This is a genomic window from Novosphingobium album (ex Liu et al. 2023) (genome assembly GCF_029076845.1).
Taxonomy (GTDB): domain Bacteria; phylum Pseudomonadota; class Alphaproteobacteria; order Sphingomonadales; family Sphingomonadaceae; genus Novosphingobium.
This window is the reverse complement of the sequence record NZ_JARESE010000020.1, coordinates 171,792-192,122: the sequence shown is the minus strand read 5'-3', so window position 1 is coordinate 192,122 and position 20,331 is coordinate 171,792. Positions and strand designations below refer to the sequence as shown.

Here is a 20,331-nt window from a genome sequence, read left to right as displayed (position 1 = left end):
AGCGCGCGGCGCTGTTCCACGTGAAACATACACGTCACTTGCCGATGCAGAAGCGCCCGAACAGCGTATCGAGCATATCCTCTGTGGTGGTCCGGCCCATCAGCGCATCGAAAGCGACCCGGGTCTGGCGCAAGCCTTCCGCCACCAGCAAGGGATCGCCCTGATGCAAGGCATCGCCCAGCGCGACGGCGGCATCAGCCAGCAAACGGTGTTGCCGCGCATTGAGCGCCGCCTCGCCGGGCTTGGGCAGGGCAGCGCGCGCCGCCGCGACAAGCGCCGCGCGCAGATCGCCGAGCCCCTCGCCCGTCACGGCCGATACCCGATGCCGCGCCGCCGCCTTGGCCGGATGCCCGCGCCGATCGACTTGCGCCGTGATCTCCCACGCCCCTTCCGGCCCCTCACCTTCCGCCCCCAGCCAGAGCACCAGGTCTGCCCGATCGAATTCCGAGCGCGCGCGCGCGATGCCGATCACTTCGATGGCGTCGCTGGCGCCTTCGTGGAGGCCAGCGGTATCGGCAAACAGGAATGGCACCCCGCCAATCGCCACCGCACGCGTGATAACATCGCGCGTGGTGCCGGCGACAGGCGCGGTGATCGCCGCCTCATCCTCGACCAATGCGTTGAAAAGCGTGCTTTTTCCCGCGTTAGGCGGCCCCGCGAGCACCACCCGGAAGCCTTCGCGCAAGCGTTCCGCGCGCGGGCGATCGAGCCAAGCGGTGATTTCGCCGCGCAATGCCGCCACTCGCGCGGTGAAATCCGCCGGCAACCCGGAAACATCGTCCTCGTCGCCGAAATCGAGCACCGATTCGACCAGCGCGGACGCCGCCAGCACCCGCTCGCGCCAGCCTTCCACCAGCCGTGAGAATTCGCCGCCGGCCATGGCGAGCGCGCTGCGCCGCTGCATCTCGGTTTCGGCGGACAGCAGGTCGGCCAGTCCTTCGGCTTCGGCAAGGTCGATCCGGCCATGGGCGAAGGCGCGGCGCGTGAACTCACCCGAAGTCGCGCGACGCAACTCGGGCAACGCGGCCAGTGCGCGCTCCACCGCCGCGATCACCGCGCGGCCGCCGTGCAAGTGCATCTCGGCCAGATCCTCGCCCGTCGCCGTGTCCGATCCGGGAAACCACAGCACGATGGCCTGGTCCAGCGTCTCACCCGCACCATCGCGCAGACGGCGATAGCTGGCGCGCCGCGCGGGCGGCACGCCGCCGGCCAGCAGACGCAGCGCCGTTCCCGCCGCCGGCCCGCTGATCCGCAGGACCGCGATGGCCGAAGGCGGCGCCCCGCTCGAAAGCGCGAAAATCGTATCCGTCATCGCTGTGCAAAGTCCCCGTCAGCCGGGGGAACGGCTGGCCTAGTCGCCATCCTTCCTGGTGGCGGACCCGGTGCCGGCCCCACTCATCGCCATGGCCGCGCCGCTTTCCATCAATTGCTGGAACAGCTTGAGGCCCAGTTGCCTCATCGGCGCGACTTGCTTGGCCAGTTCCTGAAGCTGGTCGAAATTGCCGACGCCCTGCATCGCATTGGCGACCGCGTCCACATAGACCTCGTTGGCCTTGGTGATGTCCGGCAGGCCCAGGAAGCGCCGGGCCTCCTCGGGCGAGCACTCGACCTCGACATTCACCTTCATCGGCCTCTCCTCGGCGGAATTCTGCACTATTGCTGACACATACGCTTGGCAAAGTCCATCGCCCGCGCTTACTCCCTGACACAAACGCACTTGAGGAGAGCCCCATGACCACAAACACCCAGATTCCCACGCTCGATGGCGATGGCATGATCCCCGCCTATGTTGCCACGCCCCAAGGTACGCCGCGCGGCGCGATCATCGTCCAGCAGGAGATTTTCGGCGTCGATGCCGGCATCCGCAAGAAGGCCGATGGCTGGGCGGCGCGCGGCTATCTGGCGATCGCGCCCGACACGTTCTGGCGGCAGAAGCCCGGCGTCGAATTCGATGCCGATGTGCCCGAACAGTTCCAGGAAGCGGTCGGCTACATGATGAAGCACGATTTCGACCTGGGCATCCGCGATATCGAAGCGGTGATCCACTGGGCCCGCCGCGAGATGGGCGTGCCCAAGGTCGGCCTCGTCGGTTACTGCATGGGCGGCAAGATCGCCTATATGACGGCGGCGCGCACCGATATCGACGCTTCGGTCGGCTATTACGGCGTCGGCATCGACCAGATGCTGGGCGAGAAGCATGCAATCGCCCGCCCGTTGATGCTGCACATCCCCACCGCCGACGGCTTCGTGCCCGCCGAAGCACAGAAGGCGATGCACGAAGGGCTGGACGATCACCCGCGCGTGACGCTTCATGATTACGCCGGGCTCGATCACGGCTTCGCCGCCGAGATCGGCACGCGCCGCGACGAAGCCGCCGCGACTCTGGCCGACGAGCGGACCGCCGCGTTCTTCGCCGCGCATCTCGGCTAAGCCGATGCCCAACGCGCCCCGCTACACCGTGCCGCTGTTCCTGGTGGCGGCCGTGGCCTTGTGCTGGTTCGTCCCGCCGCTGCGCTGGGCGCTGGTGCTGTTCGTGCCACTGCTGGCCATCGCCTTGTGGGATTTCCTGCAAGGCAGCCACGCGTTGCGGCGCAATTATCCGCTGATCGCGCGGGTGCGCTGGCTGTTCGAGGATCTGCGCCCGTTCCTGCGCGCCTATATCGTCGAGAGCGATCGCGAGGGGCGCCCGTTCACCATCGATGAGCGCAGTCTGGTCTATGCCCGCGCCAAGGGGGCGATCTCGACCCACCCGATGGGCACCGAGCTGGACGTCTATTCCGACGAATACGAGTGGCTGGGCCATTCGATCGTCCCCACCGAGCAGGCGCCGGCCAGCTGGCGCCTGCGCATCGGCGGGCCCGATTGCCTCAAGCCCTACGAATCCTCGCTGCTGAACATTTCAGCGATGAGCTTCGGCTCGCTTTCGGCGCGCGCGGTCGAAGCGCTGAACAAGGGCGCCGCGCTGGGCGGCTTCGCGCAGGATACCGGCGAGGGCGGCATCTGCACCTATCACCGCAAGCATGGCGGCGATCTGATCTGGGAGATCGGCAGCGGCTATTTCGGCTGCCGCACGCGCGATGGCGGCTTCGATCCCGAAAAGTTCGCGGCCCAGGCCAGCGCCGATCAGGTCAAGATGGTGGAGATCAAGCTGAGCCAGGGCGCCAAGCCCGGCCATGGCGGCGTGCTGCCCGGCCCCAAGGTGACACCCGAGATCGCCGACGCGCGCAAGGTGGAGCCCTGGCAGGATTGCCTTTCGCCCGCCGCGCACTCCACCTTCTCGACGCCGATCGGCCTGCTTGAATGGATTGTCGAGCTGCGCCGCCTGTCGGGCGGCAAGCCCGCCGGCTTCAAGCTGTGCATCGGCCAGCCGCACGAGGTGATGGCGCTGTGCAAGGCCATGGTCGAAACCGGCATCACGCCCGATTTCATCGTGATCGACGGGGCCGAAGGCGGCACCGGCGCCGCGCCGCAGGAATTGACCGACAATGTCGGGATGCCCTTGCGCGAGGGGCTGATCCACATGGGCAACGCGCTGGTCGGCACCAATTTGCGCGATCGCATCCGCCTGGGCGCTTCGGGCAAGGTCCATTCGGGCGCGGGCATGGCGCGGGCGATCGCGCTGGGGGCGGACTGGTGCAATGCCGCGCGGGCCTTCATGTTCTCGCTGGGCTGCGTCCAGTCGATGAAATGCCACACCGGCAATTGCCCGACGGGCGTGGCGACACAGGAAGCCTGGCGCCAGCAGGGCCTCGTCATCGAGGAGAAGGCCGAACGCGTCGCCCGCTTCCATGCCGAGACGCTGAAGGCCCTGCGCGAGATCCTGGTGGCGATGGGGCTGGAAAATCCCTGGGCGCTGACGCACCATGACATGTTCCAGCGCATCGACAGCGCCAAGGCCGGCCCGCTCGACGAAGTCTACGAGTTCCTCCGGCCCGGCCAGTTGCTCGAAGATCCCGACAGCACCAGCTATGCCCGCGCCTGGCGCAATGCGCGCGCCGACACGTTCCGGCGCGCGTGAGCTGAACGGGGATCAGCCTGCGAAAAGCGAAGCCACGCCGAGCGAAGGGTCCACCCAGCCCTCGTAGATCATCTTCACCGCGACGTAGAGGATCACGGCGAGCCCGATGTAGGCGATCCAGCGATAGCGCTCGATATACTTGGCGATGATGTTGGCCGCGATGCCCATCAGGATCACCGAGAGCAGCAGGCCGACGATCAGGATGCCCGGATGCGCGCGCGCCGCGCCGGCGACCGCGAGCACGTTGTCGAGGCTCATCGAAACGTCGGCGACCGCGACTGCCCAGGCCGCGCCGACGAAGCTGCGCGCCGGCTTCAACCCGCTGTCCTCGTCGCCCGCGATCTCGGGCGAGCCTTCGCTTTCGCCCCCGTGATGCAGTTCGCGCCAGAACTTCCAGGCGACCCACAGCAAGAGCAGCCCGCCCGCGAAGATCAGCCCGACAATGCCCAGCAGCCAGGTTACCGCCAGGGCAAAGCCGATGCGCAGGACCAGCGCGGCGCCGATGCCGATCAGGATAACCTTCTTGCGATCCGCCGCCGGCAATCCGGCGGCCAGCGCGCCCACGACAATCGCGTTATCGCCCGCCAGCAGCAGGTCGATCATCAGCACCTGGCCGAACGCGGCCAGCGCGGCCGGTTCGGTGATGTTGGAGAAATCGGCGACGATGTGCTGCCAGATCTCGCCCGGGCCACCCAGCGAAGGGATCGCCGCGGCCAGCGTCATCAGGATATCCAAGACCAGTCGCCTTCGCTTACTGGTTCATCGCGTCGAAGAAGTCCTCGTTGGTCTTCGAGTCCTTCATCTTGTCGAGCAGGAATTCCATCGCGTCGACCGTGCCCATCTGCATGAGGATGCGGCGCAGCACCCACATCTTGGAGAGCTGGTCCTTGGGAACGAGCAACTCTTCCTTGCGCGTGCCGGACTTGCCGACATCGAGCGCCGGGAAGATGCGCTTGTCCGCCACCTTGCGGTCCAGCACGATCTCGGAGTTGCCGGTGCCCTTGAATTCCTCGAAGATGACTTCGTCCATGCGGCTGCCGGTATCGATCAGCGCAGTGGCGATGATCGAAAGCGAGCCGCCTTCCTCGATGTTGCGCGCCGCGCCGAAGAAGCGCTTCGGGCGCTGCAGCGCGTTGGCATCGACACCGCCGGTCAGCACCTTGCCCGAGCTTGGCACCACGGTGTTGTAGGCACGACCCAGGCGCGTGATCGAATCGAGCAGGATGACCACGTCACGCTTGTGCTCGACCAGGCGCTTGGCCTTCTCGATCACCATTTCGGCGACCTGGACGTGGCGCTGGGCGGGCTCATCGAAGGTCGAGGAGATCACCTCGCCCTTCACCGAGCGCTGCATGTCGGTGACTTCCTCGGGCCGCTCGTCGATCAGCAGGACGATCAGGAAGACTTCCGGGTGATTGTCGGTAATGGCCTTGGCCATGTTCTGCAGCAGCACCGTCTTGCCGGTGCGCGGCGGCGCGACGATCAGCGCGCGCTGGCCCTTGCCCTGCGGCGAGATGAGATCGATCACCCGCGCGGACTTGTCCTTGATCGTGGGGTCGAGCGAATCGAGCCGCAAGCGCTGGTCGGGGTAAAGCGGCGTCAGGTTGTCGAAGTTGACCCGGTGGCGAACCACATCGGGATCGTCGAAGTTGACCGTGGTCAGCTTGGTGATGGCGAAATAGCGTTCGCCGTCGCGCGGGGCACGGATTTCGCCCTCGACCGTGTCACCCGTGCGCAGGCCCCATTTGCGGACCTGGTTGGGCGAAACGTAGATATCGTCGGGGCCGGCAAGGTAATTCGCCTCAGGGCTGCGCAGGAAGCCGAAACCGTCGGTCAGCACTTCGATGGTGCCAAGACCCATGATTTCCTCGCCGTCTTCGGCGACTTCCTTGAGGATCGCGAACATGAGATCCTGCCGCCGCATCGTCGAGGCGCCTTCGACGCCCAGGTCCTCGGCCATTTCGACCAGTTCGGCCGATGATTTCTTTTTCAGTTCTTTAAGATGCATTGTTATCGATTCCGGGTGGAAGGAGTGTGCGGCCGGCCAATCGTAAGGGCTTGGGGAAAGCGGATCGAGGCGCGCAAGTGTGTCTGCTGGCCTGTTGCCGGAACACCGCCCAGATAAGGCCTGCCCGGCTCGCGGTCAACGCATGATCTGTGAAACGAACGCTTGTGCGCGATCGGCTCCCGTATCGAACCACGCATCGAACCACACTGGGCCCGGCGTTATTTGTCGGACTGTCGGGCCGACTGGCCGAAGTGCTGCAAGGCATTGCCGACTTTCTCCAGCTCGGCCCCGCGCTGCATCATTTCCTGCCCGCACCGCGCGGCATCAGCCTCGATCGCGGCCGGCGAATAAGCATCGCCGGTCAGCAGCCGGGTCATCTGGCCTTCCAGATCGAACCCGGAGGTTCGCCCCTCGATCCGCCCGAGGAAATACATCATCGCGCCGACGAAACCCGCCGTATCCTCGCTTTTTTCGGCATTCTTCTGCGCGCCCGAAAGCGCGAAGATGGCGATGCAGCGCAGATCCGCTTCATCCGCCGGAGACAGGACCGCAAGCGAGGCGGCGGCAAGCGGCAGGATCATAACGCGGATACTCCTGATGGGCTTCCCGGCCCGACGGAATTGTCCGGCCCCTGGGAAGATGCCCTGAATCGAAGCGCGCGGCGAGTTTCTAGAACGGCTTGACCACCGCGAGCACCACGATCAGCGCGGCAGCGAGCCCCGGAACCTCGTTCAGCAGGCGCAGGCGCTTGCCGGTGAAAGGCCGCTCCCCGCGCGCCAGCTTCTTCGCATAAGCGACAAGCCAGCCGTGATAGCCGCTCAGCAACACGACCAGCAGCAGCTTGGCGTGGAACCAGCCCTGGTGGAATGCCCCGGTGCTGTAAGCCAGCGTCAGCCCGAAAATCCACACGACGATCAGCGAAGGCATCAGGATGATCCGGCGCAGCCGCGCCTCGCGCTCCACCCAGACCGCGTTTTCCGGCGAGCCGGGCGTGGCCTCCTGATGATAGACGAAAAACCGAGGCAGCATGAACAGCCCGGCCATCCAGAAGATCACGAAAATGATGTGGCCCGCCTTGAGCCAGAGATAGGTCATCTGCAGCATCTGCTCCATGACTCGCATTTAGCGCGGAATGGCCGGCGGCGTCAGCCCCGCCATTGCCGAACCGTGGACAAAAGATGCTCCACATGCGCGATCGGCGTCTCCTTGCCGATGCCGTGGCCCAGATTGAACACGTGCGGACGATCGGCGAAGGCATCGAGGATGCGATGGACTTGCCGGTCAAGCTCCCCGCCGCTCGCGCCGCCGCCGTAAAGCAGCAGCAACGGGTCGAGATTGCCCTGCACCGGCAGGCCCTGCGGCAGCACGGCATGGGCCCAGCACGGGTCGATCGTCTCGTCGAGCCCCAGCGCATCCACGCCGGTCTCGCGCGCATAGGCGACCAGCTTTTCGCCCGCGCCCTTGGGAAAGCCGATCACCGGCACTTGCGGATAGCGCGCCTTCAGCGCCGTCACGATGGCCGCGTTGGGCGCGATCACCCAGCGCTCGAACTCGGCCGGGGCCAGGCTGCCTGCCCAGGAATCGAACAATTGCACGGCTTCGGCGCCAGCGGCGATCTGGCCGCACAGGTATTCCACCGTCACCGCGACGATCGCGTCGATGATCGCCTGGAACGCACCGGGATCGCGATAGGCGTGGCCGCGCGTCTCATGCTGGTCGCGGCTGCCTTCGCCCGCCACCATGTAGGTCGCGACGGTCCACGGGCTGCCGGCGAAACCGAGCAGGGTCTTGTCCGGGCCCAGTTGCGCGCGCACCTTGGCCACCGTCTCGTAGATCGGGCTCAGCCGCTCGGGCACTGGCGACAGCGCGGCCAGCGCGGTATCGACCAGCCGGGGCGAAAGGCGCGGCCCCTCGCCCGCGAGGAATTCCAGGTTCTGGCCCATCGCGTAAGGCACGATCAGGATATCGGAAAACAGGATCGCCCCATCCAGTCCGAAGCGCCGCAGCGGCTGGAGCGTGATTTCCGCCGCCGCGTCGGTATCATAGACCAGCGCGAGGAATCCGCCCTTCTCGGCGCGCAAGGCGCGGTATTCGGGAAGGTAGCGGCCGGCCTGCCGCATGAGCCAGACTGGACGCGGTTTCGCAGAGCTTCCGCGCAGGGTTTCAAGGAGGAGACCGGGCATCGCGTCGAAGATCCAATCAAATAAGAATAGTATTATATAAGGTTGATGGAGTCTGTTGGTCCTGTGGATAGCGGGGACGGGCGCGCCTTGCCCGATTTGTCCGGCGATGAACAGACCGAACTGCCGGTGCGACTCCCCGTCACGGCACGGTCAAGCAAAGCTTGTTCGCCTTATCCCCAGCCTGTGCAGGATCGGCCCGGCCTGTCCACAACCGGGCAGCGCCACAGCCGTCAGCGGGGAGCAAATCGCACCGGCGAGTTGTCACCGGAACTCTCCCGTGGTTTATGCGTCCGTTATCCACAAGGCTACCGGCAGGACCCCGGCACCGTCCATGACGCGTTACCATCTGCACCTCCTGTCGGATTCCACGGGCGAGACGCTGGAGATGATTGCCAAGGCCGCGCTCGCCCAGTTCGACGATACCGACGTGATCCGCCATTTCTGGCCGATGGTGCGCTCGCACCAGCATCTCGATCGGATCATGGGCGAGATATCGGCCAATCCCGGCCTCGTCTTCTTCACGCTGGTCAATACCGAGACGCGCGGCCGGCTGGAAGCGGGCTGCCAGTCGCTGGGCCTGCCTGCGATCGCGGTGCTCGATGGCGTGACCGACGCGCTGGAGGATCTGCTGGGCCAGGAAGCCAAGGGCCGGCCCGGCCGCCAGCACAAGCTGGACGAAGCCTATTTCGCCCGCGTCGACGCGATCCAGTTCACCATCGCGCATGACGACGGGATCGCCTGGGAAGATTGGGAAGATGCCGATATCGTGCTGGCCGGGGTTTCACGCACATCCAAGACGCCGACCAGCATCTACCTGGCCAACCGCGGCTACAAGGTGGCGAACATTCCGATCGTGGTGGAAAGCCCGCCGCCCCCTGCCCTGTTCGGCCTGCGCCGTCCGCTGGTGGTCGGCCTTACGACCGCGCCCGAGCGGCTGGTGCAGGTCCGCCGCAACCGCCTGCTCTCGCTCAGCCAGTCGCCCGATACCGATTATGTCGATGGCGACAAGGTTTCGAGCGAAGTGAAATACGCCCGCCGCATGTTCGCCGACAATTCGTGGCCAGTGATCGACGTCACGCGCCGCTCGATCGAGGAAACTGCCGCGGCGGTGATCAACCTCTATAACGAGCGCAAGGCATCGAGCGAGGCCGGGCAAGGCGGGCCCAAGCCGATATGATCGTGCTCGCTTCGCAAAGTGCCTCGCGCCGGGCCATGCTGGAGGCGGCGGGCATTCCCTTTCGCGCCCAGCCCGCCGATCTGGACGAACGCGCGGTCGAACAGGCGATGGGCGATGTCGCCCCCGGCGTGATCGCGCTGGCGCTGGCCGAGGCCAAGGCGCTCGCGGTTTCGGCCATGGCACCGGGCGAGATCGTGCTGGGCAGCGATTCGCTGGTCGAATGCGCTGGCCGGCGTTTCGACAAGCCGCGTGACCGGGCCATGGCGGCCGAGCACTTGCGCTTCTTCTCGGGTCGCGCGATGCGCTTGCACAGCGCCGCCGCGCTGGCGCGCGATGGGGCCTTGCTGTGGCGGGATGATGCCATGGCGTCATTGCATGTAATTGATATGTCAGAGCAATTCATCGAAGACTATCTCGCGGCGGAATGGCCGGCTGTGGCCGGCTGTGTCGGCGTGTTCCGCATCGAGGGGCGCGGTGTGCAACTGTTCTGCGAGATCGAGGGAGACCAGTTCACCGTGCTGGGAATGCCGCTGCTGCGCGTTCTTGGCGCACTGCGCGAACTGGGCGTGCTGGCCCGATGACCCGGCCTTACGCGGAAGTGATCGGCGATCCGATCGCCCATTCCCGATCGCCGCGCATCCACGGCTTCTGGCTGGAACAGCTGGGGATCGAAGCCGATTACCGCGCCTGTCACGTCCGCCCGGACGCACTGGGCGACTATATCGCCAGCCGGCGGACCGATCGGAACTGGCGTGGCTGTAACGTGACGATCCCGCACAAGGAAGCGATCCTGCCGCTGCTCGACACAGTCGATGCCAGGGCCCGCGCGGTCGGCGCGGTCAACACCGTGCTGCGCGATGAAAGCGGCACGGTGCTGGGCACCAACACCGATCTGGACGGCATTGCCGAGGCGATCGCCGGTGTGGCGCTGGAAGGCGCGACCGTCACGGTTCTGGGCGCGGGCGGCGCGGCGCGCGCGGCGTTCGCGCTGCTGGCCGGCACGCCTTGCGCCGGCGTGCGTATCCTGGCCCGCCGGCCCGAGCAGGCGCGCGCCGCCGCGCGCGATTGCGGGCTCGCGGCCGAGATCCTGCCTTTCGCGCCCGGCGCGGGCGGGCTCGCCGGCAGTTCGCTGCTGATCAACGCGACGCAGCTGGGCATGACCGGGCAAGCGGCAATGCCCGAATTCGTGCTGGAGGAACTGGGCGCGATGGCGCCGGGCGGGCTGGTCTTCGACATGGTCTACGCGCCGCTCGATACCCGATTGCTGCTCGCCGCGCGCGGGCAGGCCCTTGCCACATCGGACGGGCTGGTCATGCTGGTCGGCCAGGCGGCGACGGCTTTCGCCCGCTTCTTCGGCATGGCCGCCCCGCGCGCCTGCGACGCGCGGCTGCGCGCGATGCTGCTGGCATGAGCGGCGCATGAGCGATCAGCGCCCCTTCGTGCTCGGCCTCACCGGCTCGATCGGCATGGGCAAGTCGGCGGTCGCGGCGATGTTTCGCGGGCTCGACGTGCCGGTGTTCGATGCCGATGCCGCCGTGCACCAGTTGCAGGGCCCCGGCGGCGCGCTCCTGCCCGCGATCGAGGCGGCCTTTCCCGGCACGACCGGACCTGGCGGGGTCGATCGTGCCAAGCTGGGCGCCGCCGTGTTCGGCGATCGCGACAAGCTGGCGCGGCTGGAAGCGATCGTCCACCCGGCGGTCGGCGAGATGCGACTGGCGTTCCTGCGGGAAAACGCGGATCGCGCCCTGATCGTTTTCGATATACCCCTGCTTTACGAGAAAGGCGGGCCGCAAGGCCTCGACGCGGTCGTCGTGGTCAGCGCGCCGGCGGCGGCGCAGCGGGAGCGGGTTCTGGCGAGGCCGGGGATGACGGTGGAGAAATTCGAACAGATCCTGGCGCTGCAGGTGCCCGATGCGGACAAGCGCGCGCGGGCCGATTACGTGATCGATACGGGCGCTTCGCTGGCGCAAACCCGGCGCGCGGTCGAACGGCTGGTGCACGCGCTCACGGGTCGCGATTAATCGCCCGCGAGGCCTTGCGCAGCGGCGCCGTCAGGCAGATATGCAATCAGATGCGTGAGATCATTTTCGATACCGAGACGACCGGTCTTGACCCGAAAAGCGGTGACAGGATGGTGGAAATTGGTTGCATCGAGATGATGAACCGGGTGGCCACCGGGGAGACCTTCCACGCCTATTTCAATCCGCAGCGTACGATGCCGGCGGAAGCCGAAGCGGTGCACGGCCTGTCCGATGCCTTCCTGGCCGACAAGCCGCTGTTTTCCGATCGCGCCGCCGAATTGCTCGACTTCCTCGCCGACAGCCCGATGGTGGCGCACAACGCCGGCTTCGATTTCGCCTTCCTCAACAGCGAGCTGGTGATCTGCGGCCTGCCCGCGCTCGATCGCGCGCGGATGATCGATACCGTCGCCATCGCCAAGGTCCGCCATCCCGGCGCCAAGCTTTCGCTCGACGCGCTGTGCACCCGCTATGGCATCGATCGCAGCCACCGCACCCGGCACGGCGCGCTGCTCGATGCCGAGTTGCTCGCGCAAGTCTATGTCGAGCTTCGCGGCGGCCGCCAGATCGGCCTTGAGCTGATGGCCGGGGAAACCGCCGGCAAGGCCACCGAAACCCAGGTTCTCGTCAAACGGGAGCGTCCGTTCCGCAAACCCCGCCCGCACGCGGCGAGTGCCGAGGAACTGGCCGCGCACGCGGCTTTCCTCGAAACCGTCACCGCACCGGTCTGGTCTGCCTGAAATCAGAAGTAGGAGAAGTTCTTCAATGGATATCCGCGTCTCCGGCCATCAGGTCGATACGGGTGAAGCCCTGCAGGTTCATGCGGGTGAGCGCCTGACCACGATTGTCGAGAAGTATTTCAGCCGCGCCCTGTCCTCGCACGTGACGTTCGGGCGCGCGCCGGCTGGCGCGTTCCGATGCGATATCATCATGCACGTCATGCAGAACCTCGTGCTCAAGGGTACCGGCATGGCCCAGGACGCGCATGTCGCGCTCGATCAGGCGGCGGAAAAGATCGACAAGCAGCTGCGCCGCTACAAGCGCCGGCTGAAGGATCGCCATGGCCAGCCTGTCTCCGTCGATGCGATCGAGGAAGCAGCCTACACGATTTTCGAAGAGCCGGTCGATCACGATCAGGAAGTGGAAGCCGATGCGCCTGTGGTCATCGCCGAGACGCGGGTCGACGTGCCTGAAGCCACGGTTTCGGACGCGGTCATGATGCTGGACTTGCGCAATACCACGGCCCTTCTGTTCAAAAACGCTGGCACCGGACGCCATAATATGGTTTACCGCCGCGGCGATGGTTCGATCGGCTGGGTCGAACCTTCCTGACGCCTGCTCGGGCGTCTGGTTTTCTGGTCGGAGGAAGAGGACAAACTCCCGGTTTCCGGGAGGTTGGAAACGCATAGTAGTTTGGCAACCGGCCCTTGATAATAGTCTGAACCGAAATGACCGCTCTATTCACTCTCCTGCCCGAGGCTGTCCAGACGGTATCCGAAGGCAGCAAGGAAGCCATCCTGCGCCGGCTGGCGGGCCTGTTTTCCGACGTCTACGCGCTCGATCGCGATGCCGTGCTCACGAAAATCACACAGCGCGAGGATCTGGGAAGCACCGGCTTCGGCCGGGGCTTCGCGATCCCGCATGCGCGCGTCTCCACGCTGACCCGGCCCGTGGCGGCCATCCTGAAACTCAACGCGCCGGTCGATTTCGACGCGGCGGACGGTATGCCGGTGGACCTGGTCTTCGGCCTGCTCTCGCCCGAAGGGGCCGGCGCCGCGCATCTCCATGCCTTGGCCGCGATCTCGCGGATGATGCGCGACGAACGGATGCATGACGCGCTGATCCAGGCACCGGGCCCCGAGGCGGTCTACAGCCTCCTTTCCGATGTCATTGACCGCGACGCCGCCTGAAGTCTCCGGCGCCGGGCTGCACTGGCGCGCGCTGGAAGGGCTCTATGCCTCGGCTCCGATCAATCGGCTGTTTCCGTCGAAACTGCGGATTCTGGGTGAAGGCAGCGCGCGGATCACGTTCCTGATCGAGCCCAGCTGCTTTCACGCCGCCGGCGCCGCGCATGGCACGATCTATTTCAAGATGCTGGACGATGCCGCGTTCTATGCCGCCAACACGCTCGTCACCGATCGTTTTCTGCTGACCACATCGTTCAACCTGCATTTCTCCAAGCCGATCCGCGAAGGTGAAGTCACCGCCGAAGGGCGCTGGATCAGCGGCCGGCGCCGGGTCCTGGTCGCGGAATCGCGGCTGGTCGATGCCGAGGGAGAGGAAGTGGGGCGCGGCACGGGCACGTTCATGCGCTCGCGCATCGCGCTTTCCGGCCTGCCGGGCTATTCCGACGCACTGGCCGATGGCGCCTGAGGTGGAACCGCGGATTCCCGCGCATCTCGAAGTCTCGGCGCTGATTCGCCGGGTCCAGGCCGAAGGTGGCTTTGCCGCCGTGCTCAGCAAGGGGGAGCGCGACGCCGGTACGCTGATGCTCGTCCTTACCGAAAACGGCGCAAACTCAAGGGTTTATGAGAGGATGCCACAGGCGGACGGCACCCGCGCTTGGCATTGTTCGAAGCGCCAGGATCCTGAAAACAAACAGGAATTTCTCGATTTCCTGACCCGGCGCGGAGAGCAGGACCCCGATCTCTGGATCGTGGAACTGGATATCGCACGTGGCGAACGGTTCATCGGATTACCGCCCACGGTTTGATTGACTTCGCCGCAAGTCAGGATAAGCGCGCCTTCGCTCAAGCGGATGCGGCATGGGAGGCGGATCGGCCATCCCTGCTAGCACGCAGACGGGGAGCCGTCGGCAGGTCGTTACGGACACTTCAACGCCCCAAGGGGCCGTCCGTTCCCGCCTGTGTCGGACGCGTTCACCGCTTTTGATCAAGGCATAATGCGAAGCAAGGTCCAGAAGGCCAGCGCGATTGCGCTGACCGCAACGTTGTGCACCGCACTTCTGAGCGCCCAGGGTTCGGGCGCCGCCGCCGAGGAAGCCATTCCGGTCGCGGTTCAGCAGAAACCCGCCATCCCGTTCGTTTCCCATCCGGTCATCCAGCCGCTTCCTGCCATGCCGGGCGAGGACAATGCTGGCACTGTGGACGCTGCCGGCGATGACGATGCGGAACCGGATTCGATCCGCGAGGCCGCTTCGCTGGGCGAACTCGTCGCCGCGCAGCCCCTGCCGGAAAACCTTTCGCGCGAGCTCAATTGCCTGGCCGGCGCCATCTATTTCGAAGCGCGGGGCGAATCGCTCTCGGGCCAGCTCGCGGTGGGCCGGGTGATCGTCGATCGCGCCAATTCGGGCCGCTTCCCCAGCAGCTATTGCGGCGTGGTCTATCAGCCCGCGCAGTTCTCGTTCGTGCGCGGTGGCGGGATGCCGCCGATCCGTAAGGGATCGCGCGACTGGCGTGAGGCCGTCGCCATTGCCCAGATCGCCGACGACAACACCTGGACGAGCCCGGCGCAAGGCGCGTTGTTCTTCCACGCCGCGCGCGTCTCGCCCCGCTGGCGCCTCACCCGGCTGGCGCGGGTGGACAACCACATCTTCTATCGCTGATATTGGTGCTCTCCCGGCCTGTGCGGGCCGGGAGCCGCCATCGCCGGGTCAGGCCTTGAGGCTGACCCACATCGGCGCGTGGTCGCTGGCCTTCTCGCGCCCGCGATAGCTCTTGTCGACGCCGCATGCGACGAGCCGGTCGGCCAGCTCGGGCGAGAGCAGCGCATGGTCGATGCGAAAGCCGTGATCGCGCTGCCAGGCGCCGGCCTGATAGTCCCAATAGGTCCACAGGCCGCCGCGCGGATTGTGCAGCGCCAGCGCATCGGTCCAGCCATCGTGCAGCAGCCGCATATAGGCATCGCGCGATTTGGGCTGCATCAGCGCATCGGCCGCCATCGCGGCGGGCGCCCAGACATCGCGGTCATGCGGGATGACGTTGTAGTCGCCCGTGACGATCGCCGGCACTTCCTCCGCCGAGATCGCGCGCATCCGGTCGCGCAGACGGCTCATCCAGCGCAGCTTGTAATCGAACTTGGGGCCGGGCTGCGGATTGCCGTTGGGCAAGTAGATGCACACCACCCGCAGGCCGAAAACCTCCGCCTCAAGATAGCGCGAATGGTCATCCTCGGGATCGCCGTCGAGCCCGCGCTGGATTTCGACCGGGCGTTCGCCATCGGCCAGGATCGCGACGCCGTTGAAGCCCTTTTGCCCGTGCCAGATCGCCTGGTAGCCGATCTTTTCGAACTCGTCGGCGGGAAAGCCCTCGTCCTGCGTCTTGATCTCCTGCAGGCAGGCGACCGAGGGCCGGGTTTCCTCCAGCCATTCGAGCAGGCGCGGCAAGCGGGCCTTGATGCCGTTGATGTTGAAGCTGGCTACACGGATCAGGGGGCCGGTGGTCACGGGCGGGATCAGACCGCGAAGCTCGATCCGCAGCCGCAGCCGGCGGTCGCGTTCGGGTTTTCGACGCGGAAGGCCGCGCCGCCCAGCGATTCGACGAAATCGACCGTGCAGCCGGCCACCAGATCGAGGCTGACCGGATCGACCACCAGCCGCACGCCATCGGTTTCCGTCACCGCGTCATCGCCATAGGGCGCTTCGGCCAGGCCGAACTTGTACTGGAAGCCGGAACAGCCCCCGCCTTCGACCGAAAGGCGCAGGATCGCGGGCTTGCCCTGCTTTCCGGCAATCGTCGCGACGCGCGCGGCGGCCGAGGGACTGAGAGAGACGGGCTGGATGTTCATGCCCTGAATGTAGGCGCCGCCGTGTGTCGCGGCAAGCGCCCTTCCCGCCAAGGTGCCCGCGCGCCGTGTCCGTCGACTGCCAGCCCCGTCAGGCCATCTGGATATAGCTGCGCATCGCCTCGGCTTCGGATTCGATCTTGTCGATGCGGTATTTCACCAGATCGCCGATCGAAACGAAGCCGGCCATGCGGCCCTCGTCGACCACCGGCAGGTGGCGGATGCGGCGGCGGGTCATCAGCGAAAGCGCGGCCAGCACGGTGGTGTCGGTCGTCACCGTGACGGCGGGCGCGGTCATCACGTCCCCCACCGGGCGTTCCAGCACGGCCGGGCCGAATTCGTGCAGGCGGTAGATCACGTCGCGTTCGGAAAAGATGCCGGCCAGGCTTTCGCCCTGCATCACCGGCAGGGCGCCGATCCGGCGCTCGGCCAGCATGGCGGCGGCATCGCGCACCGTCGTGGTGACATGGCAGGTGAGGACTGCGGCATCGCGGCCCTCGATCAGGCGACCGATGGTCATTTTCTGTCTCTCCCTTGTTCTGGGGTGAAAGAATATCACAACTCGGGCCGCCACGCCACTTCGCCGCATTCATGCCTCCGGCCAGGGTCGCGGCGCTTGCGGCGGGGCGGGCAAAGGGGCACAGGAGGCGCGATGATTCCGCGCTCGCCCCTGGATGATCCGCACAACGCGGCCTTCGCCTGGGCGCGCTATCGCCGCGTGATGCGCTGGATGATGCTCGTGACGGTGACGATGGTGGCGGGATCGGTCTGGCTGCTTTACCGCAGCAATGGCCTGGTTTCGATCCACCTCTACATCGCCACCGCGCTGGGCATCGGCTTTACCATGCTGCTGGCATCGGCGCTGATGGGGCTGGTGTTCCTTTCCAGCGGCACCGGCCACGACGAGTCGATCGCCGACAAGCTGGAGGATGAGCGCAACCGGGAAGGCTGATCGGGGGCCGATCGGGCGTGCGCGATCCGCGATGCTTAGGCCGCGAGCATCCAGCGCTGGGCCGATTCGCGGAAATCCGGGCCGAGCGCGACCGGGCCATCGGGCCCGGATGTCACCAGCACGGTCCGCGCGAAGACGATCGGCTGGTCCTCCTGCATCAGAAGCTGGGCCAGCGTGTGGCTGGTCCGCCCCAGGGCCAGGACGGCGACATGCATGGCGATGGGGATCGGATAGCGGCCTTCGCCCAGGTATTCGATGGCCAGGCTCGCGACGACCGAGCTGTTCGGCCCCAGGCTTTCGCGATAGCCGCTGGCCCGGTGGAACCGCACGCGCCCTTCCTCCAGCAAGCCGGCGAACGCGACGTTGTTGACATGCATGTTGAGATCGAGATCGCCGAAGCGCAAGTCGATCGCGCAGCGGAACGGATAGCGCGCGGGATCGAGCAGCGCGGGTTCGGGTCTGGCCATGGCTGGGGGCCTAGAGCCAGGTCGGCGGCAGGTCCAGCCGCGCGGCGGGCATCAGCCTTTCTTGCCGACGATCCGGGCGATTTCGGCCGCCACCAGCTTTTCGACCATCGGCGGCAGGTTCTTGTCGAGCCATTCGGCCAGCGCCGGGCGCAGCAGATCACGCGTCAGGCCTTCTAGCGAGGTTTCGCCCGAACGGACGATCTGCGGCGGCACGCCCGGCTGCGACAGCATCGCCAGCGCGGCGAGCGAATCGCGCATACTGGCCCGCGCCTCGGGATTGACCAGGGCCTCGTCGGCCGCCTCGGCCTCATCGTCCTCATCCTCGGCCGGTTCGTCGGCGATCTCGATCATGCCGGCGAGATCGAGCACGTCGGCCTCGTCCGCGCCGTCAAGCGGTTCTTCCTCGGCCACGCCGGCGGTCGCGCGGCGGCGGCGTTCGACAGCGGCACCCGCGCGGTTGTCCCGCGCGATCACCTGCTTGATCGATTCGAGTATCTCCTCGACGGTAGGCTCCCCGGCCTGGCGCATCGCTTTACCCCCTGAGCGCTGAGTCATTGCGGTGGAATGTCACCGTCCTGCACCGGCGTGTCAACGGTGCGTGTCGATTGCACGGTCGGCGCGCGATCGTCGTCCCAGTCGAACCACTTGCCGCGCACGCGCTTGTAGTTGAGATCCGGGTCGTACAGCGTGCCGCCATCCAGATTGAGGTCGCGCGCTTCGGCCCGGCCCATCGCGGCCAGCAGCGAGAAGCCGGCGACGTAGGCGTTGCGCCGGGCCGTCACCAGCCGCACGCGGGCGTTGAGCAGTTCCTGCTCGGCATTGAGGATGTCGAGGATCGTGCGGTTGCCCACGGTGTTTTCCGCCCGCACGCCTTCCAGGCTCAGCTCGGCGGCTTCCACCGCCACTTGCGCCGAGCGGATCAGCTCGTTCGCGGCGGTCCATGAGGTATAGGCCGAGCGGGTCTGCGCGATCACGTCGCGCTCGATCTCGATCTGGGTTTCGAGCGCGGCCGAGGCTTGCGCCTGCGCCTGCCGGCGCTGCGCCGCCGGGCGGCCGCCCTGGAACAGCGGAATGGTCAGCCGCGCACCGGCTTGCGCGGTCTGCTCGGTCTGCTTGATCTGCGCGGAATTGGCGCCGCCCAGCGTGTTGAAATAGTTGTTGTACGCGCCCGAGGTGTAGAGGCTGACGGTGGGCAAGCGGCCCGCGCCGGCAACGTCGATGTCGTTCTCGGCCGCGTCGACGCGTTCCTTGGAGGCGAGGATGTCGGGATTGTTGTCCAGCGCGACGCGAACCGCTTCGTCGGCCGAGACCGGCAGGTTGGGCAGCGGCGGCGGTGGCTCCAGCGCGTTGGGCACTTTGCCGACAAGCTGGATATAGCGTTCGCGCGAGGCGGCCAGGTTGGCCTCGGCGCTGCGCGCGTCGCCTTGCGCCAGCGCCAGCCGCGATTGCGACTGGGCCACGTCGGTGCGGGTGAGATCGCCGATCTCGAAACGGTCGCTGGTCGCTTGCAGGTTGACGTTGAGCACGTCCACGTTGCCGCGATTCAGCCCGACGATCGCCTGGTTCTGGATCACGTCCATGTAGGCCGCCACGATTTGCGAGAAGACCGCGCTTTCCGTGCCGCGCAAGTCCGCCTGGCCGGCTTGCACCCGGTTCTTCGCCGCCTTCACCCGGTTCTTCACCGCGCCGCCCGAATAGATCGGCACGCCCAGGTCCACGCCCGCCGAAAGCCCGCGTTCGGGCGCGGTGAAGCTGTTCGCGCTGCGCTTGACGAATTCGGTGTAAGTCGCGTCGGCGCTGAGGCTGGGCAGGCCCGAGGCGCGCGCGATCGGCACGCTTTCGTCGGTGGCGCGCTGCTGGGCCCGCGCGGATTCAAGCGTCGGGTTGGTCTGGTAGGCCAGCACCAGGGCATCGCGCAGCGTGTCGGCGAAAGCAGCCTGCGCGCCGGCGGTCAACAGCAAGCAGGCCCCGGTCAGCAGACCGGCGCGTCCGACAGCGCGGATCATGGTCAGAAGCTCCAGCGTTTCGGCGCGGCGAATTCGGGAAGGACCGGAATGCCGATTTCGGCGAGCGGCAGCAGCGAGACCTCGCCGGCGGTCTTGCGGCCGACCGCGAGCCGGGTCACGCCGCGCAGCAGCAGCCCCGTCACCACGCGGCCACCTTCGCCCAGCCGCGCGGCGAGCGCCGCCGGCAGTTCCTCGATCGCGCCGTCGATCACGATCAGCGAAAAGCCGTCGCTGGCTGCGGGCTTGGTGGCCGCGGCCGGATCGACCGCGTCGAGCGTGCCCACCAGCGGGCGCAGCAGCGCGGCGAGATAGCCCTGGCCATCCCCCACCAGCAGCGCCTTGTCGGCCGGCTTGGGCGCGGCTTCGGCCAGCATCCGGCCATGGACCAGCGGCGCGGCGAGCGAGCGGCCATTGCCCAGCGGGATCGCGCGGTCGATATAGGCGGCGGCGCGCATCGCCTCGGGCACGAAATCCTCACGGGCCACGTTGGCCATCGCGGCCAGCACCCAAGGTTCGTTGACGCCGCTGGTGCGCAACTGGCTGTCGATCATGGCACGGCGCGCCGCTTCCGATGAGGCGGTGGGCCGATCCTCGGTCATTGTCATTGCGAGCATTTTCCCTCATGTGCCCGCCCCGGGTGCGGACAATGCATAGCGCCGGGCCTTCTATGACATGCGGCCTGCTACGCCAAGCGCTTTGACGGAATGGGTCCGCCGTGACTAGAGACGCATCGACCGGAGTGGAATCGGCATCGACCAG

At 66.7% G+C, this 20,331-nt stretch carries 27 protein-coding genes; 13 read left to right on the top strand and 14 right to left on the bottom strand.

The genetic code is table 11. The features are described from left to right. Positions 1 to 34: 34 nt before the first annotated feature. Both mnmE and PYV00_RS08600 read right to left on the bottom strand, forming a co-directional pair. Positions 35 to 1,312 (bottom strand): tRNA uridine-5-carboxymethylaminomethyl(34) synthesis GTPase MnmE, encoded by a 1,278-nt coding sequence (gene mnmE, locus PYV00_RS08605; protein ID WP_275227869.1) that lies wholly within the window; start codon positions 1,310 to 1,312, stop codon positions 35 to 37. A 39-nt stretch (positions 1,313 to 1,351) separates the two neighbouring features. Then, the gene (locus PYV00_RS08600) at positions 1,352 to 1,627 is read right to left on the bottom strand and encodes a DUF6489 family protein (protein WP_275227868.1); all 276 of its coding nucleotides are present in this window, start codon (positions 1,625 to 1,627) and stop codon (positions 1,352 to 1,354) included. A gap of 104 nt (positions 1,628 to 1,731) precedes the next feature. Here PYV00_RS08600 and PYV00_RS08595 point away from each other — a divergent pair, with 104 nt between their 5' ends. Beyond that, the gene (locus PYV00_RS08595) at positions 1,732 to 2,430 is read left to right on the top strand and encodes a dienelactone hydrolase family protein (protein ID WP_275227867.1); all 699 of its coding nucleotides are present in this window, start codon (positions 1,732 to 1,734) and stop codon (positions 2,428 to 2,430) included. A gap of 4 nt (positions 2,431 to 2,434) precedes the next feature. Then, a complete protein-coding gene (locus PYV00_RS08590) occupies positions 2,435 to 4,018 on the top strand; it encodes an FMN-binding glutamate synthase family protein (RefSeq protein WP_275227866.1) in 1,584 nt (527 codons plus the stop codon). A 12-nt stretch (positions 4,019 to 4,030) separates the two neighbouring features. On the opposite strand, the gene PYV00_RS08585 is transcribed toward PYV00_RS08590, so the two are convergent. From PYV00_RS08585 to hemE, 5 genes are all read right to left on the bottom strand, one after another. After that, a complete protein-coding gene (locus tag PYV00_RS08585; RefSeq protein ID WP_275227932.1) occupies positions 4,031 to 4,741 on the bottom strand; it encodes a YjbE family putative metal transport protein in 711 nt (236 codons plus the stop codon). Between the two features lie 28 nt (positions 4,742 to 4,769). Further along, complete coding sequence (rho, locus tag PYV00_RS08580) at positions 4,770 to 6,026, bottom strand: transcription termination factor Rho (protein ID WP_275227865.1); 1,257 nt, start codon at positions 6,024 to 6,026, stop codon at positions 4,770 to 4,772. 218 nt (positions 6,027 to 6,244) lie between these two features. Beyond that, complete coding sequence (locus PYV00_RS08575; protein ID WP_275227864.1) at positions 6,245 to 6,607, bottom strand: hypothetical protein; 363 nt, start codon at positions 6,605 to 6,607, stop codon at positions 6,245 to 6,247. An 88-nt stretch (positions 6,608 to 6,695) separates the two neighbouring features. After that, entirely contained in the window at positions 6,696 to 7,139 is a 444-nt protein-coding gene (locus PYV00_RS08570; RefSeq protein WP_275227863.1) for a CopD family protein, read from the bottom strand. 32 nt (positions 7,140 to 7,171) lie between these two features. Then, the gene (hemE, locus tag PYV00_RS08565; RefSeq protein ID WP_275227862.1) at positions 7,172 to 8,209 is read right to left on the bottom strand and encodes a uroporphyrinogen decarboxylase; all 1,038 of its coding nucleotides are present in this window, start codon (positions 8,207 to 8,209) and stop codon (positions 7,172 to 7,174) included. 331 nt (positions 8,210 to 8,540) lie between these two features. Between hemE and PYV00_RS08560 the strand changes: the two genes are divergently transcribed. The 10 genes from PYV00_RS08560 (at position 8,541) to PYV00_RS08515 (ending at position 14,969) form a co-directional block, all read left to right on the top strand. Continuing rightward, positions 8,541 to 9,386 (top strand): pyruvate, water dikinase regulatory protein, encoded by an 846-nt coding sequence (locus tag PYV00_RS08560; RefSeq protein ID WP_275227861.1) that lies wholly within the window; start codon positions 8,541 to 8,543, stop codon positions 9,384 to 9,386. After that, on the top strand, positions 9,383 to 9,967 hold the full coding sequence (locus tag PYV00_RS08555; RefSeq protein WP_275227860.1) for a Maf family protein: 585 nt from the start codon (positions 9,383 to 9,385) through the stop codon (positions 9,965 to 9,967). Before PYV00_RS08560 ends, PYV00_RS08555 begins: the two co-directional genes overlap by 4 nt. Further along, positions 9,964 to 10,797 carry a shikimate dehydrogenase family protein gene (locus tag PYV00_RS08550; RefSeq protein ID WP_275227859.1) on the top strand — a complete coding sequence of 278 codons (834 nt, stop codon included), beginning with the start codon at positions 9,964 to 9,966 and terminating at the stop codon, positions 10,795 to 10,797. The genes PYV00_RS08555 and PYV00_RS08550 overlap by 4 nt, the downstream gene beginning before the upstream one ends. A 7-nt stretch (positions 10,798 to 10,804) precedes the next feature. After that, complete coding sequence (gene coaE / locus PYV00_RS08545; RefSeq protein WP_275227858.1) at positions 10,805 to 11,407, top strand: dephospho-CoA kinase; 603 nt, start codon at positions 10,805 to 10,807, stop codon at positions 11,405 to 11,407. Positions 11,408 to 11,457: 50 nt separating this feature from the next. Then, positions 11,458 to 12,144, top strand: a complete 687-nt coding sequence (gene dnaQ, locus PYV00_RS08540; protein WP_275227857.1) for a DNA polymerase III subunit epsilon — start codon at positions 11,458 to 11,460, stop codon at positions 12,142 to 12,144. Between the two features lie 25 nt (positions 12,145 to 12,169). After that, positions 12,170 to 12,736: a ribosome hibernation-promoting factor, HPF/YfiA family gene (gene hpf / locus PYV00_RS08535; RefSeq protein ID WP_275227856.1), complete on the top strand. Its 567-nt coding sequence runs from the start codon at positions 12,170 to 12,172 to the stop codon at positions 12,734 to 12,736. A 116-nt stretch (positions 12,737 to 12,852) separates the two neighbouring features. Then, the gene (locus tag PYV00_RS08530; RefSeq protein ID WP_275227855.1) at positions 12,853 to 13,314 is read left to right on the top strand and encodes a PTS sugar transporter subunit IIA; all 462 of its coding nucleotides are present in this window, start codon (positions 12,853 to 12,855) and stop codon (positions 13,312 to 13,314) included. Next, the gene (locus tag PYV00_RS08525; protein ID WP_275227854.1) at positions 13,289 to 13,777 is read left to right on the top strand and encodes a PaaI family thioesterase; all 489 of its coding nucleotides are present in this window, start codon (positions 13,289 to 13,291) and stop codon (positions 13,775 to 13,777) included. The genes PYV00_RS08530 and PYV00_RS08525 overlap by 26 nt, the downstream gene beginning before the upstream one ends. 1 nt (position 13,778) lies before the next feature. Then, the gene (locus PYV00_RS08520) at positions 13,779 to 14,117 is read left to right on the top strand and encodes a DUF1491 family protein (RefSeq protein WP_275227931.1); all 339 of its coding nucleotides are present in this window, start codon (positions 13,779 to 13,781) and stop codon (positions 14,115 to 14,117) included. A gap of 189 nt (positions 14,118 to 14,306) precedes the next feature. Further along, positions 14,307 to 14,969: a cell wall hydrolase gene (locus PYV00_RS08515; protein WP_275227853.1), complete on the top strand. Its 663-nt coding sequence runs from the start codon at positions 14,307 to 14,309 to the stop codon at positions 14,967 to 14,969. Positions 14,970 to 15,017: 48 nt separating this feature from the next. Here the strand turns inward: PYV00_RS08515 and xth are convergent, their stop codons facing one another. From xth to PYV00_RS08500, 3 genes are all read right to left on the bottom strand, one after another. Beyond that, entirely contained in the window at positions 15,018 to 15,791 is a 774-nt protein-coding gene (gene xth / locus PYV00_RS08510; RefSeq protein ID WP_275227930.1) for an exodeoxyribonuclease III, read from the bottom strand. A 26-nt stretch (positions 15,792 to 15,817) separates the two neighbouring features. Then, a complete protein-coding gene (locus PYV00_RS08505; protein ID WP_275227852.1) occupies positions 15,818 to 16,150 on the bottom strand; it encodes a HesB/IscA family protein in 333 nt (110 codons plus the stop codon). Positions 16,151 to 16,238: 88 nt separating this feature from the next. Continuing rightward, entirely contained in the window at positions 16,239 to 16,667 is a 429-nt protein-coding gene (locus PYV00_RS08500; RefSeq protein WP_275227851.1) for a CBS domain-containing protein, read from the bottom strand. A gap of 132 nt (positions 16,668 to 16,799) precedes the next feature. Between PYV00_RS08500 and PYV00_RS08495 the strand changes: the two genes are divergently transcribed. After that, a complete protein-coding gene (locus PYV00_RS08495; RefSeq protein ID WP_275227850.1) occupies positions 16,800 to 17,099 on the top strand; it encodes a hypothetical protein in 300 nt (99 codons plus the stop codon). A 35-nt stretch (positions 17,100 to 17,134) separates the two neighbouring features. Here PYV00_RS08495 and PYV00_RS08490 read toward each other — a convergent pair whose 3' ends face one another. Genes PYV00_RS08490 through PYV00_RS08475 form a run of 4 tightly spaced genes read right to left on the bottom strand, consistent with a single transcriptional unit; the run spans position 17,135 to position 20,177 of the window. Next, the gene (locus PYV00_RS08490; protein ID WP_275227849.1) at positions 17,135 to 17,566 is read right to left on the bottom strand and encodes an acyl-CoA thioesterase; all 432 of its coding nucleotides are present in this window, start codon (positions 17,564 to 17,566) and stop codon (positions 17,135 to 17,137) included. Between the two features lie 51 nt (positions 17,567 to 17,617). Next, positions 17,618 to 18,094 carry a DUF2497 domain-containing protein gene (locus tag PYV00_RS08485; protein ID WP_275227929.1) on the bottom strand — a complete coding sequence of 159 codons (477 nt, stop codon included), beginning with the start codon at positions 18,092 to 18,094 and terminating at the stop codon, positions 17,618 to 17,620. A 23-nt stretch (positions 18,095 to 18,117) separates the two neighbouring features. Next, positions 18,118 to 19,572 carry a TolC family outer membrane protein gene (locus PYV00_RS08480; protein ID WP_275227848.1) on the bottom strand — a complete coding sequence of 485 codons (1,455 nt, stop codon included), beginning with the start codon at positions 19,570 to 19,572 and terminating at the stop codon, positions 18,118 to 18,120. A gap of 2 nt (positions 19,573 to 19,574) precedes the next feature. Continuing rightward, positions 19,575 to 20,177, bottom strand: a complete 603-nt coding sequence (locus PYV00_RS08475; protein WP_275227928.1) for a protein-L-isoaspartate O-methyltransferase family protein — start codon at positions 20,175 to 20,177, stop codon at positions 19,575 to 19,577. Positions 20,178 to 20,331: the final 154 nt, after the last annotated feature.

Excerpts from the sequence above, each read along its gene's own strand:
- PYV00_RS08585 (WP_275227932.1), bottom strand. The coding sequence starts at position 4,741 with ATGACGCTGGCCGCGGCGATCCCTTCGCTGGGTGGCCCGGGCGAGATC.
- PYV00_RS08555 (WP_275227860.1), top strand. The coding sequence starts at position 9,383 with ATGATCGTGCTCGCTTCGCAAAGTGCCTCGCGCCGGGCCATGCTGGAG.
- rho (WP_275227865.1), bottom strand. The coding sequence starts at position 6,026 with ATGCATCTTAAAGAACTGAAAAAGAAATCATCGGCCGAACTGGTCGAA.
- dnaQ (WP_275227857.1), top strand. The coding sequence starts at position 11,458 with ATGCGTGAGATCATTTTCGATACCGAGACGACCGGTCTTGACCCGAAA.
- PYV00_RS08500 (WP_275227851.1), bottom strand. The coding sequence starts at position 16,667 with ATGACCATCGGTCGCCTGATCGAGGGCCGCGATGCCGCAGTCCTCACC.
- PYV00_RS08505 (WP_275227852.1), bottom strand. The coding sequence starts at position 16,150 with ATGAACATCCAGCCCGTCTCTCTCAGTCCCTCGGCCGCCGCGCGCGTC.
- PYV00_RS08530 (WP_275227855.1), top strand. The coding sequence starts at position 12,853 with ATGACCGCTCTATTCACTCTCCTGCCCGAGGCTGTCCAGACGGTATCC.
- coaE (WP_275227858.1), top strand. The coding sequence starts at position 10,805 with ATGAGCGATCAGCGCCCCTTCGTGCTCGGCCTCACCGGCTCGATCGGC.
- hemE (WP_275227862.1), bottom strand. The coding sequence starts at position 8,209 with ATGCCCGGTCTCCTCCTTGAAACCCTGCGCGGAAGCTCTGCGAAACCG.
- PYV00_RS08525 (WP_275227854.1), top strand. The coding sequence starts at position 13,289 with ATGTCATTGACCGCGACGCCGCCTGAAGTCTCCGGCGCCGGGCTGCAC.
- PYV00_RS08495 (WP_275227850.1), top strand. The coding sequence starts at position 16,800 with ATGATTCCGCGCTCGCCCCTGGATGATCCGCACAACGCGGCCTTCGCC.
- PYV00_RS08485 (WP_275227929.1), bottom strand. The coding sequence starts at position 18,094 with ATGCGCCAGGCCGGGGAGCCTACCGTCGAGGAGATACTCGAATCGATC.
- PYV00_RS08575 (WP_275227864.1), bottom strand. The coding sequence starts at position 6,607 with ATGATCCTGCCGCTTGCCGCCGCCTCGCTTGCGGTCCTGTCTCCGGCG.
- PYV00_RS08550 (WP_275227859.1), top strand. The coding sequence starts at position 9,964 with ATGACCCGGCCTTACGCGGAAGTGATCGGCGATCCGATCGCCCATTCC.
- PYV00_RS08515 (WP_275227853.1), top strand. The coding sequence starts at position 14,307 with ATGCGAAGCAAGGTCCAGAAGGCCAGCGCGATTGCGCTGACCGCAACG.
- PYV00_RS08475 (WP_275227928.1), bottom strand. The coding sequence starts at position 20,177 with ATGACAATGACCGAGGATCGGCCCACCGCCTCATCGGAAGCGGCGCGC.
- PYV00_RS08560 (WP_275227861.1), top strand. The coding sequence starts at position 8,541 with ATGACGCGTTACCATCTGCACCTCCTGTCGGATTCCACGGGCGAGACG.
- hpf (WP_275227856.1), top strand. The coding sequence starts at position 12,170 with ATGGATATCCGCGTCTCCGGCCATCAGGTCGATACGGGTGAAGCCCTG.
- PYV00_RS08600 (WP_275227868.1), bottom strand. The coding sequence starts at position 1,627 with ATGAAGGTGAATGTCGAGGTCGAGTGCTCGCCCGAGGAGGCCCGGCGC.
- PYV00_RS08595 (WP_275227867.1), top strand. The coding sequence starts at position 1,732 with ATGACCACAAACACCCAGATTCCCACGCTCGATGGCGATGGCATGATC.
- PYV00_RS08570 (WP_275227863.1), bottom strand. The coding sequence starts at position 7,139 with ATGGAGCAGATGCTGCAGATGACCTATCTCTGGCTCAAGGCGGGCCAC.
- mnmE (WP_275227869.1), bottom strand. The coding sequence starts at position 1,312 with ATGACGGATACGATTTTCGCGCTTTCGAGCGGGGCGCCGCCTTCGGCC.
- PYV00_RS08480 (WP_275227848.1), bottom strand. The coding sequence starts at position 19,572 with ATGATCCGCGCTGTCGGACGCGCCGGTCTGCTGACCGGGGCCTGCTTG.
- PYV00_RS08490 (WP_275227849.1), bottom strand. The coding sequence starts at position 17,566 with ATGGCCAGACCCGAACCCGCGCTGCTCGATCCCGCGCGCTATCCGTTC.
- PYV00_RS08590 (WP_275227866.1), top strand. The coding sequence starts at position 2,435 with ATGCCCAACGCGCCCCGCTACACCGTGCCGCTGTTCCTGGTGGCGGCC.